Origin of the sequence: Streptomyces sp. NPDC002467, from assembly GCF_042889825.1 — a bacterium.
In the GTDB taxonomy this organism is placed as follows: Bacteria; Actinomycetota; Actinomycetes; order Streptomycetales; family Streptomycetaceae; genus Streptomyces.
In genome coordinates, this window is the sequence record NZ_JBIARJ010000011.1 from 99,163 (window position 1) to 112,482 (window position 13,320).

Consider the following 13,320-nt stretch of genomic DNA (forward strand, 5'->3'; position numbering starts at 1 on the left):
TCCGACGTGAGGACACCCATGCCCGCCACCGCGCCCGCCACCGCCTCCCTCGACGACGCCGCCCTCGACGACGCCGCCCTCGCCGCCTCCCTCGACGGTGCCTTCACGAGCCGCCACGCCGAGGTCAACGGCACCCGGCTCCACTACGTGGAAGGCGGCGGCGGCGAGCCGCTCGTCCTCCTCGGCGGCTGGCCGCAGACCTGGTGGCAGTGGAACAAGGTGCTGCCCGCGCTGGCCCGCCGCCACCGGGTGATCGCCGTCGACCTGCGCGGCATGGGCGGCTCCGCCAAGCCGGCGACGGGGTACGACAAGAAGACGATGGCCGCCGACGTCCGCGCCCTCCTCGACCACCTCTCCATCGACTCCGCGCACCTCGCCGGCCACGACATCGGCGCGATGGTGGCCTACGCCTTCGCCGCGAACCACCCCGAGGCCACGCGACGCATCGCACTGCTCGACGTCTCGCACCCCGACGAGAGCTGGGCGCGGATGCCGCTGCTGCCCCGGTCCGACCTGTTCCATCTGTGGTGGTTCGCCTTCAACCAGGTGGAGGGCCTGCCCGAGCAGCTCCTGGAGGGCCGCTTCCACCTCCTGCTGGACCGGCTGTTCTCGGGCATGGCCGTCGACCAGGCCGCGATCGACGCCCGCTCGCGCGCGGTGTACGCCCGGGCGTACGACTCCCCGGACGCGATCCGCGCCGGGAACGCCTGGTACCGCGCCTTCGGCCAGGACATCGCCGACCTCGCCGGCTACGCCCCCGTGACCGCGCCGCTGCTCGCCCTCGGCGGCGAACACAGCAATTACGAGCAGCTGGTCGCCGCGGTCCCGGCACTCGGCACCGACACCCGGGTCGTCCGCGTCGACGGCGGCGGCCATTACCTGCCGGAGGAGCGGCCGGAGTTCGTGGCCGCCGAACTGACCCGTTTCTTCGGCTGACCGACCCGCCCGAAGCAGTCCCCGCCCTATTCGCCCGCCTGACCGAATTCCGCGAAAAGCCACCCCGTACGCTCGACGCCATGGACGTACTCATCAATGCCTTCGTCGGTCTTCACATCATCGGAATAGCCTCGCTCCTCGGAGGCTTCCTCACCCAGATGAAGGCGATGGGCGCGGGCACCGCCCGCTTCGTGCCGGCGATGCTGCACGGCGCGCTCACCATGCTCGTCACCGGCGTACTGCTGGTCGGCTTCCGCGAAATGGACGGGGGTTCCCTGAACCACGTCAAGATCGGCGTGAAGCTGGCGGTCCTCTTCGTGGTCCTCGCCCTCGTCTACGTCAAGCGCGACGAGGAACGCATCGAGAAGGCACTGTTCGGCGCGGTCGGCGGACTGACCGTGCTCAACATCTTTATCGCCGTTCTCTGGCACTGACGAGAAACGATCCACCACATCCGATCAGTTCGGGTCATCTCGTCATCCGCCCGTTACTTTCAGGTTTAGCGTCCTCCCCCAAGACCCAGCCGACAGGGGAAGGACGTGAGGCCCTCGTGGCCAGTCATCGAAAGCCCAGGCAGCGCCCGCTCTCCGGCGGAACGGTACGGACGACCGCCGCCACCCTGGCCCTCGCGGGCGCTGCCACCGCCACCGCCTTCGAAGGCACCTCCCAGGCCGACCCCCAGCCCACCCCCTCCCAGGTCAAGGCCGAGGTGGACCGGCTGTACGAGGAGGCCGAGGCGGCGACCGAGCGGTACAACGGGGCGAAGGAGAGGGCCGACGAGGCCGAGCGGGCACTGACCGGCCTGCGCGAGGAGACCGCCCGCAAGACCGACCAGCTCAACGCCGCGCGCAGCGCGCTGGGTTCGCTCGCCGCCGGCCAGTACCGCAGCGGCTCCCTCGGCACCGCCGTGCAGCTCGCGCTGGCCGCCGACCCGCAGGAGTACCTGTCCCAGGCCTCCTTCATCAGCCGCGCCCAGGAGCGCAACGCCGCCGGGATCAGCACCGTGCGCCGCCGCCTCGAAGAGGTGGGCAAGCTCCGCGAGAAGGCCGCCGGTCAGGTCGCCGACCTCCGCGCCCGGCAGGACGAACTCGCCGCGCGCAAGACGGAGATCGAGGGCAAGCTCGACACGGCCAAACAGCTGCTCGCCCGCCTCACCGCCGAGCAGCGGGCCGCGTACGAGGCCCAGTCGGCCGGCGCGTCCCCCGCCGGGCCGCACACCGCGACCCCGCCCCCGCCCTCCGACGGTTCGCGCGCGGCCCGCGCCGTGGCCTTCGCGTACGGGGCGATCGGGAAGCCGTACGTGTGGGGCGCGACGGGCCCGGGCTCCTTCGACTGCTCGGGCCTGACCCAGGCGGCCTGGCGCTCGGCCGGGGTCTCCCTCCCCCGCACCACCTACACCCAGATCAATGCCGGACAGCGGGTCTCGCGCGACCAACTGGCCCCCGGCGACCTGGTGTTCTTCTACTCCGGGGTGACCCACGTCGGGCTCTACATCGGCAACGGCCAGATGATCCACGCCCCGCGCCCCGGTTCCACGGTCCGCATCGCCCCGGTCGACTCGATGCCGTGGGCGGGCGCCTCCCGCCCCGCGTAGCCCCGCAGCCCCCGCAAGCCCGCGCGGCCCGCCCGGGGAAGCCGCTAGGGAGCCTTGACCACGCCGCTCAGCCAGCCGAAGGTCTGCGGCAACTGCTTGGACCACGCTTCGAGGTTGTGGCCGCCGACCACCTTCTCCGCGTGCACCACCGTCGGCGCCTTCGCCAGCCCCTTGAGGTCCATGCCGGACAGGTAGCCGTCCTGTTCGGCCCCCGACAGCCACAGCGAGACCGCCGGCGGCTTGGGCGCCGCCTGGAGCACGGCCTTGAGGTTGTGCGTGCGGCGCAGCTCCGGGTCCTGGGCGACCAGCGAGGAGGGCTCCTGGCCCGGGTCGTTGTAGCCGGAGAGGGAGACGGCCGCGCTGTAGCGGTCGGGGTGGGCGATCGCGAGCTTGGCCGCGCAGTAGGCGCCCGCCGAGTACCCGGCCACGCCCCAGTGCCTGGGGTCCTCCGAGGTCCGGAAGTTGTCGACGACCATCTTGCGGACGTCGACGCTGAACCAGCTGTCGGCGTTGACCTTGCCGGGGATGTTGGCGCAGCCGGTGTCGCCGTTGCCGACGAGCATGGCGCGCGGCGAGACGAGGATGAACGGCTGCACCTTGCCGCTCTTCATGAGCGGTTCGAGCACCTCGTGGGCGTGGAGCCCCTGGAACCAGGACTTGCCCGTACCGGGGATGCCGGGGATCAGCTCGACCACGGGGAACTTCTTGTCCTTGAAGGCCGGCTCGTCGTACTGCGGCGGCAGCCACACCATGACGTCGCCCTTGACGCCGGATATCTTCCCGTCGAGTTCGGTCTTCTTGACCCGCCCGCCGAGGCCCTCCACCGGCTGGAAGTCCTGGTGCACCTTCGGGGCCTGCTTGACCTCCTCGGCCTTCTTCCCGCCGAGCCCGTCCGGGCCGAGGTCGGGGGCGGCCTGGACGTACTTGCCGGTGCCGAACAGGTCGCCCCAGGAGGCGTAGAAGTTCTCCGCCCGGTTCACCGCGACGAACACCACGGCGACGGCGGTGACCTGGGCGAACACCACCATCAGCGCACGGGTCGCCACCCGCACGGCGGCGGGGCCGCGCACCTTGCTCCACAAGGCCAGCGGAAGGACGACGGCGATCGCGGTGAGCACGATCGCCGTCACGAAGAAGGGGGTCCCCGTCAGGCTCATCACGCCACCCAAGAGGGCGGCGCGAGGCGGTCCGGTTGCCCTCGCCGACTGCGTCGTGGATCACACCCCGGGGCCCGGCCCCGGGGTGTCACCGACGGTTCACCCGCAGGTCAGGCGTCAGACGAGGCGGCGCGCGGTGGCCCAGCGGGTCAGTTCGTGACGGTTGGACAGCTGGAGCTTCCTGAGCACCGCCGAGACGTGCGATTCGACCGTCTTCACCGAGATGAACAGCTGCTTGGCGATCTCCTTGTACGCGTACCCGCGCGCGATCAGCCGCAGCACCTCGCGCTCGCGCTGCGTCAGACGGTCCAGGTCCTCGTCGATCGGCGGGGCGTCCGTCGAGGCGAAGGCGTCGAGCACGAAGCCCGCCAGCCGCGGCGAGAACACCGCGTCCCCGTCCTGCACGCGGAAGACCGAGCTCACCAGTTCGGTGCCGGTGATGGTCTTGGTGACGTACCCGCGGGCGCCGCCGCGGATGACCCCGATGACGTCCTCGGCCGCGTCGGACACCGACAGCGCCAGGAAGCGCACCGGGTTCTCCGCCGCCGCCATCAGCGGGGCGCAGCGCCGCAGCACCTCGACCCCGCCGCCGCCGGGCAGGTGCACGTCGAGCAGGACCACCTCGGGGCGGGTGGCGGTGATGACGGTGACGGCCTGGTCGACGTCGGCCGCCTCGCCGACGACCTCGACCCCCGTCCGGTCGGTCTCGCCGATCTCCGCCTGTACGCCCGCGCGGAACATCCGGTGGTCGTCGACGAGTACCACCCGGACCCTGCGGGTCTCCTTCTCAGCGCTGTCCTCGGTCATGCCGCCTTCGCCGCCCTCTCCATCTCCAGCTCGACTTCCGTGCCGCCGTCGGGCGCGGACCGCAGCCGTGCGGTCCCGCCGTTGCGCTGCATCCGGCCGATGATCGATTCTCGTACGCCCATGCGGTCGTCCGGTACCGCGTCCATGTCGAAGCCCGGCCCCCGGTCCCGTACGGACACGAACACGGTCTGCCCCTCCACTTCGGCGTACACCTGTACCGGGCCGCCCTCGCCACCGTACTTGGCGGCGTTGACCATCGCCTCGCGCGCGGCCTGGATCTGTGCGCCGAGCTTCTCGTCGAGCGGGCAGTCGCCGACGACGACGACCTCGATGGGCACCCCGTGGTGGTCCTCCACCTCGGCGGCGGTCTTCTTCACGGCCTCCGCGAGGGTGGCCGGCTCCTCCGCCTCGTCCTTTCCGGTGCCCTCGGGCTTGTACAGCCAGTTCCGCAGCTCCCGCTCCTGGGCCCGGGCGAGACGGCGCACTTCGCCGACGTCCTCCGCGTTGCGCTGGATCAGGGTGAGGGTGTGCAGCACGGAGTCGTGGACGTGGGCGGCGACCTCGGCGCGTTCCTGGGCGCGGATGCGCATCAGGCGTTCCTCGGAGAGGTCCTGGGTCATGCGGATCAGCCAGGGCCCGGCGAGCAGGGCGACGCCGATGAGGACGGCGAGGGTGGCGGTGAGCACGTTGCCGAGCTGCGCGGCGGAGCCCCGTACGACGATGAAGACGGTCAGGCCCACGCCGACGAGGGCGACTCCGGCGAGGGCCCGGGCGACCTGGAACAGCCGGCCGCGACGCCCGGAGGCATCGCCCCAGTGGTCGCGCCGCGCGTTGTCGGCCTGCCGCCAGACGAGGACCACGCCCGCGCCGACGAGCAACGTCGGCCACACGTAGCGGCCGGAGGAGCCGCCGACCTGGAGCTTCGCGATGAAGATCCACACGCCGACGAAGAGGGCTATCAGCGCGAGGACCTGCCCCTTGTCGGGCCGGCGGAGGTGACGGCTGCCGTCGGTGAGGGTCTCGAAGAAGGACCGGTTCGCGGAGCGGCCGCCGACGCCGAGTGGTACGACGACCCAGAACGCGCCGTACAGCAGCACGCCGAGGCCGTCCCCGAACATGAACAGGCCGAGGAAGGCGAGGCGGACCCAGATCACGGGCAGGCCCAGGTGCCCGGCGAGACCGCGTGCGACTCCGCCGAGCATCCGGCCGTCGGCGCTGCGGTAGAGCTTGCGCGGCGGCGCCTCGTCGGTGTCGGGCACGGGGTGGGGAGCGGCGGCTACGGGCATGTCACCAAGGGTCACACGCGCGCGGGCGGCCGGGCATCAGGGCATCCCCCCATTCCGACCGGGGGGATATCAGGGTTGCGCCAGGGTTGGGCCGGATGCCCGGGGCGGTCCGGGCCCGTCACCATGGACGCATGACCGAAGTACACGACGCCCCTCCGGCCGGTGCCGGGGCTCCTCAGCCTCCCGACGCCCGGCCGCCCCTCCGTCGCAGCCGGCGCGACAAGGTCCTCGCGGGCGTGTGCGGCGGCCTGGGCCGGTACTTCGACCTGGATCCGGTGGTCTTCCGGATCGTCCTGGGCGTCCTCACCGTCACCGGGGGCGTCGGCCTGATCTTCTACGGCTTCGCGTGGCTGATGCTCCCGCAGGAGGGCGAGGAGGAGAGCGAGGCGAAGAAGCTGCTGACCGGCCGGGTCGAGGGCACCACGCTGGCGGCGCTGTTCGCGGCCCTGGTGGGCTGTGCGCTGTTCCTGTCGATGCTGGACAACGGCGGGCTCGCGGTCTTCTCGATCCTCGTGATCCTCGCACTGGGCGGTGCCTCGTACTGGTCGCAGCGGCGCCGGGCCCAGGCGCCGGAGGCCGAGACCCCTGCCGCGCACTCCCCGGCCCCGCCCGAGACGCAGGCCCCGCCGGTCCCCGGCAGCCCGTCGTGGTGGCGGGACCCGCTGGTCAAGGACGGCACCACCGGTCCCGTCGGGTCCACCGGGTACCTGTGGGGTCCCGCGGACGCCGAGGAGGCGGAGCCGGGCGGCGGCACGGTTCCGCGGTCGCCCGAGAAGCCCGCCCCGGAACCGGCCCGCCCGAGCGGCGGGATCGGCGGGCGGATCTTCGTACTGGCCCTGCTGGCGGGCATCGTCGGTGCCGCCTCCGTGTGGCGGGGCAGCACGCTGGGCCACGCCCTGGAGATCGGGCTCGCCGCGGCGCTGGCCGTCTTCGGCCTGGGCCTGGCGGTCAGCTCGGTCAAGGGCCGCACGGGCTTCGGCACCGTCCTGCTGGGTCTGGTGACGGCCGGGCTGCTGGCGGGCGCGTCGGCGCTGCCGCCCGAGATCGGCACCGACTTCGAGCAGGTGGAGTGGCGGCCCGCGTCCGTGGCCGACGTACGACCCGTGTACGAGGCGGGCACCGGGCTCGCCACCCTGGACCTGAGCCGGTTGGACGTCCCGAAGGGCACCACCGTCTCGGTCCGCGCGTCCCTCGACGCGGGGCGGCTGAAGGTGATCGTGCCCCGGGAGGTCACCGCGCGGACCGACGTGTCGGTCAAGCTCGGCGACATCCACATGCCCGGGGAGACGAGCCAGGACGTACGCATCAAGAGCGGCGGCGAAACCCAGACGCAGACGCTCGCACCCACCGCCGGCGCCCAGGCCGGCGGGACGATCGATCTGCACCTGCACGCGGGTGTCGGACAGGTGGAGGTGGCCCGTGCCGCGTCATGAGTTCCAGCCCGGACGGCTCCTCGCGGGGATCGTGCTGCTGACCGCGGGAGTGATGTACCTGCTCGACGCGGCGGGCGAGGCCGACGTGCCGTGGTTCCTGGTCGTCCCCATGGCCTTCGGCGGGCTCTGCCTCGCCGCCCTCGTGGGGATGGTGACCTACGCCGTGCGCAGGGACCGGCGCGACCGGATCACGGAGTCCAGCGACAGGTAGGGCGCCCCGGCGAGGATCAGCGGGGTCCAGGCCATCAGGTAGATCAGGTCGTTGCCGTAGTAGTACGGGGTCACCGCCCACGACACCGTCAGCCACAGGCTGAGCGAGATCAGCGCTCCGCCGGCGGCGGCGATCCTGGTCAGCAGGCCGGCCAGCACCCCGAGGCCGACGAGCAGCTCCCCCACGGCGATGGCCACGGCGAAGGCGACGGGGGCGTTCAGCGCCATGTCCACCATGGCGGGGATCGCGGCGGTGTCGCGCACCCCGTGCATCAGGTCGCCGATGGATCCCGTGCCGGTGGCGGACAGGAAGGCGGAGTCGGTCAGCTTGTCGAGCCCCGCGTAGACGAAGGTCACCCCGAGGAAGATCCGCAGGGGCAGCAGGGCGTGGCGGGAGGCGAGGGGGGCGAAACGCAGCCCCTCCGCTCTGGACGGGGCGTCAATTCCGGTTGTGGTCACCCGTCATGTCTACCCCGATCATTCGGCCACGTCGATGACGCAGCGGTTGGATTCCACTCCTGCGGCCGTGATGACCTGGATGTCGATCCGGCCCGGCTCCACTTCGGCGGGCACCGGTACGGTCAGCACCGCGTCGGAGGGATTGGTGAACCCGCCCGCCACGGGAACCAGCGGCACGTGCACGTGGATCGCGCCGATCCGCACCACGAGCCGGGCCAGCATCTCCGGCGTCTGCGCTCCGGGCGGCACGAATCCCACCCCCCGGATCTCGATGTCGTCCCCGGGGCGGACCGCCGCGTCCAGGTCCCCGGGCTCGCGTCTGCGGACCACCGACAGGACGAGGGGGCGGCTGCCCTCCGCGTACTTCGCCGCCAGGTACACCGCGGCCGACAGCGCCACCAGCAGCGCCAGCGCCCACGGCAGTTGCGGGAGCCGTTCGGGGAAGCGGGCCAGGGACACCGCCGCGTAGGCCAGCACGACCGTGGAGACCAGCACGTACTGCGCGTCCGGGAAGCTCCCGCGGCCCGCGTCGTCCGTCAGCAGGTCCACCCCGCGCGGCCGGTCCGCGGGGAGCTTCTGCAGCCGTTGGCCCATGATCCGTACGGACACCACCCGGCGCACCAGCACCGCCACCGCCGAGGTCAGCGACACCACCGCCAGCAGCGGCAGCGCCCGGTCCAGCGCGAGCCCCGCATAGAGTGCCTGGCGCTCCGGGCCCGGCGAGGAGGCCGCGAGCCGGAGCGCGGGCAACAGGGTCGCGAAGGCCGTCAGCACGACCCAGGCGCTCGCCGCCGCCTTCGAGGTGGACAGCCGGTTGTCCTCGCCGACCAGCGGGGCCAGCAGCCCGCCGCGCACCGACTGGGCGCGTGCCGCGACCGTGAGCAGCCCGGCGAGCACCAGGGCGGCCAGGAGTCCGGCGGTGCGGGCGGTGGACCAGCCGGTGCCGAGCGCGGTGCCGACCTGGACCACCAGCAGGACCCCGGCGGCGATCCACACGGCGAGGACGGCCCGCCGGGAGAACAGGTACAGCCAGGAGTTCCCGGCCTCCCGGCCCCGGTCCGCCGCGGCGCGGGCCGACAGGGTCAGCTCGTCGGAGACCCACTGGCGGGAGGCTCCGAGGGAGTGCGCCACGGCGGCCGGCACCCCGTGGCCGGAGGCGAACTCGTCGCGCTTCTCCAGGAACGCGGCGACCGCGCGGCGGTGACCCTCACGTGCGCACTCGTCGCAGGCACAGGCGGCCGTGTGGGCAACCCCGCGGGACATCTCGGACATCTCTTGGACAGCCACGTGCGTGCCGCCTCTCTGAACTACGGTGCAATGCCAGCGAATTGTGCACCACTGGGGCAGTGTTCCGGATTGCGCACGATGTCAGAGCAGGTGATTAACGGTTCATGATGTTGACGCCACCGCTTCCCTGAGGGGTTGGTAGCTCACCCAGGCGGCCAGATCGGACCCGAACCGCTCGCGCGTCGCGACCGCCGCGCGGTGGTCGACGGGCACCGGCTTCCCGGCGGCCCGGGCGGTCAGCTGCACCTGCGCCGCCCGCTCCGCCTCGATGAACCACCAGACCGCCGCGTCCACCGAGTCCCCGACCGTCAGCAGCCCCCGGTTGCGCAGGATCAGCGCCTTGTACGGGCCCAGGGCCTGCGCGATCCGGCCCGGCTCCTCCACCCCGGTGAACTCGTCCAGCAGCGCGTGGTCCTCGTAGAAGGCACAGGCCTCCTCGGTGATCGGGGCCAGCAGTTCGCCCAGCGCCGCGAGAGCGCGGCCGTACGGGGCCCGCACGCGCACCACGGCCACGGCGCCGGGGCGCGCGCGGTGGACGGCGGCGTGCACGGCGAAGGCAAGCTCGTTGACCCGGCGCCCGCCCTGGAGGACCCGCCCGTCCCCGTCGACCAGCAGCAGGTCGTCGGCGGTGAGGCCGGCGAAGGCCCGCCCGAAGGGATTCACCCAGTAGCAGTCGTCGAACTCCGGGTCCCGGGCGGTGATCTGCCCGCCGATCCCGCCCCCGTGGCCTAGCCGCGCCAGCAGCCGCAGCGCCTCGGCGAGCCGTTCCTTGCGGTGCGCGCGCTCCTCGTCGGCCGTGGCGAACCGGGGCGGCATCTCGTAGGCGAGCCGCTCCAGGGGCACGGGTACGGGCTGGTCCTGCATGGGCGCTCCTTCGACGGCTCGACTCGCGGCGCAAGGTACCCGCGGCGGGCGAAGGAGACCAGAGCCGCGGCCCGGCCGGGAAACGACGGCGCCGCCGCTCAGCCGGGCTGAACGGCGGCGCCGTCGTACGGGGCGGGGGCCCCTACTCCCACTCGATGGTGCCCGGGGGCTTGCTCGTGCAGTCGAGGACCACGCGGTTGACCTCCGGCACCTCGTTGGTGATGCGGGTGGAGATCCGGGCGAGCACCTCGTACGGCATGCGCGTCCAGTCCGCGGTCATCGCATCCTCGGAGGAGACGGGGCGCAGGACGATCGGGTGACCGTAGGTACGGCCGTCGCCCTGCACGCCGACGCTGCGGACATCGGCCAGCAGCACGACCGGACACTGCCAGATCTCGCGGTCCAGGCCGGCCGCGGTCAGCTCGTGGCGGGCGATGGCGTCGGCCTCGCGCAGCAGGTCCAGGCGCTCCTTGGTGACCTCGCCGACGATGCGGATGCCGAGGCCGGGGCCGGGGAAGGGCTGGCGCTGGACGATCTCGTCGGGCAGGCCGAGCTCCTGGCCGACCATCCGGACCTCGTCCTTGAACAGCTGGCGCAGCGGCTCGACGAGCTCGAACTCGATGTCGTCGGGGAGGCCGCCCACGTTGTGGTGGGACTTGATGTTCGCGGTGCCGGTGCCGCCGCCGGACTCGACGACGTCCGGGTACAGGGTGCCCTGGACCAGGAAGGCCACCGCCGGGCCGTCCTCCTGGAGGATCTCCAGCTGGGCCTGCTCGAAGACGCGGATGAACTCGCGGCCGATGATCTTGCGCTTGGTCTCCGGGTCGGAGACGCCGGCGAGCGCGTTCAGGAAGCGCTCCTGCGCGTCGACGACCTTCAGCTGCACGCCCGTGGCGGCGACGAAGTCCTTCTCGACCTGCTCGGTCTCACCCTTGCGCATCAGACCGTGGTCGACGTAGACGCAGGTCAGCTGCGAGCCGATGGCCTTCTGGACGAGGGCCGCGGCGACCGCGGAGTCCACGCCGCCGGAGAGGCCGCAGATGGCGCGCTTGTCGCCGACCTGCGCCTTGATGGCCGCGATCTGCTCCTCGACGATGTTGCCGGTGGTCCAGCTGGGCTCCAGGCCGGCGCCGCGGTAGAGGAAGTGCTCCAGGACCTGCTGGCCGTGCGTGGAGTGCATCACCTCGGGGTGGTACTGCACGCCGTACAGCTTCTTCTCGTCGTTCTCGAAGGCCGCGACGGGGACGACGTTCGTGGACGCGGTGACGGTGAAGCCCTCGGGGGCGGCGGAGCAGGCGTCGCCGTGGGACATCCACACCGACTGGTTCTCCGGGGTGCCCTCGAAGAGGGTGGAGCCTGCCTTGGAGACGGCCAGCGGGGTGCGGCCGTACTCGCGGGCGCCCGTGTTGTCGACCTTCCCGCCCAGGGTGGTCGCCATCAGCTGGAAGCCGTAGCACATGCCGAAGACGGGGATCCCGGCCTCGAAGATCGCGCGGTCGAGCTGCGGCGCGCCCTCTTCGTACACGGAGGACGGGCCGCCGGAGAGGATGATCGCCTTGGGGTTCTTGGCCAGCATCTCGTCGACGGGCATCGAACTCGGCACGATCTCGCTGTAGACCCGTGCCTCGCGGACGCGGCGGGCGATGAGCTGGGCGTACTGGGCGCCGAAGTCGACGACGAGAACCGTGTCCGGGGCGCTGTCGTGGGCGGCGGAGGGTGCTTCTGGCACGGGGCGGCCTTCCGGCGGAAGAGGTGGTTGTATTTGTCGATTCTAACGGGGGACGTAACCTCCTCTTCGTCTCACCATCCGAGTCAGAGGCCACGGCAGCGCCCCATGGCCGGCCCGGCGGCACGGCAGGCACCGACGGTGAGCACGTCCGACTGCCGGTAAGCCGGCTTTCAGGGCAGGAGCCCGGAGGCAGTGCGGTCGGTCACTCGTTCGTGTGGGCCGTCGGGCTTTCGGAGAAAACTACGGGCTGCAGCCCTACGTTGGCGGCATGGGGAGAGTGGGGGAGGCCGGGTACGCCCGGTACACCTACCGACTGCGCGTGTCGCCCACCGCCTTGTCGGCTCTGCTGATGGAGTGGGACCGGTGTCGCTGGGTGTGGAACCAGTGCGTGGCCGAATCGCGGGCCGCGCACAGGGCCGGGAAGAAGTGCGGACCGGCAGCGCTGGACAAGTTGCTGACCGGCTGGCGCGGCAAGCACGAGTGGCTGCGCCAGGGTGGCAGTGTGCCGCAACAACAGACCATCCGGGACTTCGCCAAGGCGCGCGCCAAGGCAGTGAAGGACATCAAGGCCCGGTTGCCGGTGCGACAGCGCGCAGGGATGCCCCTCTTCAAAAAAGAGACCGAGCGGACCCGACGCTCAACTACACCCGGAACGGCTTCCGGGTGAGGAATGGACGCCTGCACCTGGCGGGCGGTGTAGAGCTTCCGGTGGTGTGGTCGCGCCGGCTGCCCTGATCGCCCTCCAGTGTCCGCATCTACCGTGACGGCCTCGGCCACTGGTACGCGTCCTTCGTCGTCCAAGCAGAGGTCAGGGCACTGCCTCAGACCGGTGCGGTGATCGGTATCGACTGGGGTGTGAAGGAGACCGCAACCACGACCAGCGACTCTCATGATCTCCCTTACGCCGGATACGGGAAGAAGGCTGCAGGGAAACTGGCCGGCTACCAGCGGATGATGGCCCGCCGGAGACCGAAGCGAGGGCAGGCCCCCTCCAAGGGCTACCGCAAGGCGAAGTGGCAGGCCGCGAAAGCACACAAGAAGATCGCCCGCCAGCGCCAGGACACCGCCCGCAAGTGGGCCAAGAAGGTCGTGGAGGACTTCGACCAGCTCGCGGTGGAGGACTTCCGACCGAAGTTCCTCGCCAAGTCGACCATGGCCCGCAAGGCGGCGGACGCCGCGATCTCGGCCACCAAGCGCGAGCTGATCAACATGGCCCGCAAGCACGGCCGGGCCCTCCGGCTCGTGCACCCGGCACACACCACCAGGGACTGCGGACAGTGCGGAGCGAGAACCAAGCACGCACTTCCGCTGTCGGAACGCACATACACGTGCACCGCGTGCGGAGCCGTCTCCCCTCGGGACAAGAACTCCGCACTCGTGATGCTCGTCCGGGCTGGTCTCACCCCGGCTACCGCCGATCGTGGAAGACCCGACGGACCGCCGGTCCGTCGGGCAGCGTGAGGTAGGAATCCCCTCGTTCGCGAAGGGGAGGATCTCAACATCCGAACCTGCTTGGCCCGGAGGCGCACGAAAGGCAATAATCCCTTCCGTGCGCAAG

General features: G+C 71.7%; 12 protein-coding genes and 1 pseudogene. 6 read left to right on the forward strand and 7 right to left on the reverse strand.

The genetic code is table 11. The features are described from left to right. Positions 1-18 precede the first annotated feature (18 nt). The 3 genes from ACFYYJ_RS23000 to ACFYYJ_RS23010 all read left to right on the forward strand — a co-directional run bounded on the left by ACFYYJ_RS23000 (position 19) and on the right by ACFYYJ_RS23010 (position 2,530). Entirely contained in the window at positions 19-936 is a 918-nt protein-coding gene (locus ACFYYJ_RS23000; RefSeq protein WP_389134966.1) for an alpha/beta fold hydrolase, read from the forward strand. 80 nt (positions 937-1,016) lie between these two features. Beyond that, a complete protein-coding gene (locus ACFYYJ_RS23005) occupies positions 1,017-1,370 on the forward strand; it encodes a hypothetical protein (protein WP_385128643.1) in 354 nt (117 codons plus the stop codon). A 116-nt stretch (positions 1,371-1,486) separates the two neighbouring features. After that, entirely contained in the window at positions 1,487-2,530 is a 1,044-nt protein-coding gene (locus ACFYYJ_RS23010) for an NlpC/P60 family protein (protein WP_385128644.1), read from the forward strand. A 44-nt stretch (positions 2,531-2,574) separates the two neighbouring features. Here the strand turns inward: ACFYYJ_RS23010 and ACFYYJ_RS23015 are convergent, their stop codons facing one another. From ACFYYJ_RS23015 to ACFYYJ_RS23025, 3 genes are all read right to left on the reverse strand, one after another. Then, positions 2,575-3,687, reverse strand: coding sequence for an alpha/beta hydrolase (locus ACFYYJ_RS23015; protein ID WP_389134969.1), 1,113 nt, complete (start codon positions 3,685-3,687; stop codon positions 2,575-2,577). 117 nt (positions 3,688-3,804) lie between these two features. Beyond that, positions 3,805-4,494, reverse strand: a complete 690-nt coding sequence (locus ACFYYJ_RS23020; protein ID WP_385128646.1) for a LuxR C-terminal-related transcriptional regulator — start codon at positions 4,492-4,494, stop codon at positions 3,805-3,807. After that, the gene (locus ACFYYJ_RS23025) at positions 4,491-5,780 is read right to left on the reverse strand and encodes a PspC domain-containing protein (RefSeq protein ID WP_385128647.1); all 1,290 of its coding nucleotides are present in this window, start codon (positions 5,778-5,780) and stop codon (positions 4,491-4,493) included. The genes ACFYYJ_RS23020 and ACFYYJ_RS23025 overlap by 4 nt, the downstream gene beginning before the upstream one ends. A 131-nt stretch (positions 5,781-5,911) precedes the next feature. Between ACFYYJ_RS23025 and ACFYYJ_RS23030 the strand changes: the two genes are divergently transcribed. Both ACFYYJ_RS23030 and ACFYYJ_RS23035 read left to right on the forward strand, forming a co-directional pair. Continuing rightward, positions 5,912-7,213 (forward strand): PspC domain-containing protein, encoded by a 1,302-nt coding sequence (locus ACFYYJ_RS23030; protein WP_385364796.1) that lies wholly within the window; start codon positions 5,912-5,914, stop codon positions 7,211-7,213. Continuing rightward, a complete protein-coding gene (locus tag ACFYYJ_RS23035) occupies positions 7,200-7,424 on the forward strand; it encodes a hypothetical protein (protein ID WP_384584671.1) in 225 nt (74 codons plus the stop codon). The genes ACFYYJ_RS23030 and ACFYYJ_RS23035 overlap by 14 nt, the downstream gene beginning before the upstream one ends. Here ACFYYJ_RS23035 and ACFYYJ_RS23040 read toward each other — a convergent pair. The 4 genes from ACFYYJ_RS23040 to guaA all read right to left on the reverse strand — a co-directional run bounded on the left by ACFYYJ_RS23040 (position 7,370) and on the right by guaA (position 11,762). Beyond that, positions 7,370-7,882, reverse strand: a complete 513-nt coding sequence (locus ACFYYJ_RS23040; RefSeq protein WP_385364798.1) for a DoxX family protein — start codon at positions 7,880-7,882, stop codon at positions 7,370-7,372. The two genes, ACFYYJ_RS23035 and ACFYYJ_RS23040, sit on opposite strands and share 55 nt — an antisense overlap. Positions 7,883-7,900: 18 nt before the next feature. Then, on the reverse strand, positions 7,901-9,154 hold the full coding sequence (locus ACFYYJ_RS23045) for a hypothetical protein (protein WP_385364801.1): 1,254 nt from the start codon (positions 9,152-9,154) through the stop codon (positions 7,901-7,903). Positions 9,155-9,271: 117 nt separating this feature from the next. Continuing rightward, positions 9,272-10,033 carry a class II aldolase/adducin family protein gene (locus ACFYYJ_RS23050; RefSeq protein WP_389134974.1) on the reverse strand — a complete coding sequence of 254 codons (762 nt, stop codon included), beginning with the start codon at positions 10,031-10,033 and terminating at the stop codon, positions 9,272-9,274. A 142-nt stretch (positions 10,034-10,175) separates the two neighbouring features. After that, positions 10,176-11,762: a glutamine-hydrolyzing GMP synthase gene (gene guaA / locus ACFYYJ_RS23055; RefSeq protein ID WP_385367139.1), complete on the reverse strand. Its 1,587-nt coding sequence runs from the start codon at positions 11,760-11,762 to the stop codon at positions 10,176-10,178. Positions 11,763-12,030: 268 nt separating this feature from the next. Between guaA and ACFYYJ_RS23060 the strand changes: the two are divergent. After that, positions 12,031-13,223 (forward strand): annotated as a pseudogene (locus tag ACFYYJ_RS23060) (RNA-guided endonuclease InsQ/TnpB family protein). Positions 13,224-13,320 lie beyond the last annotated feature (97 nt).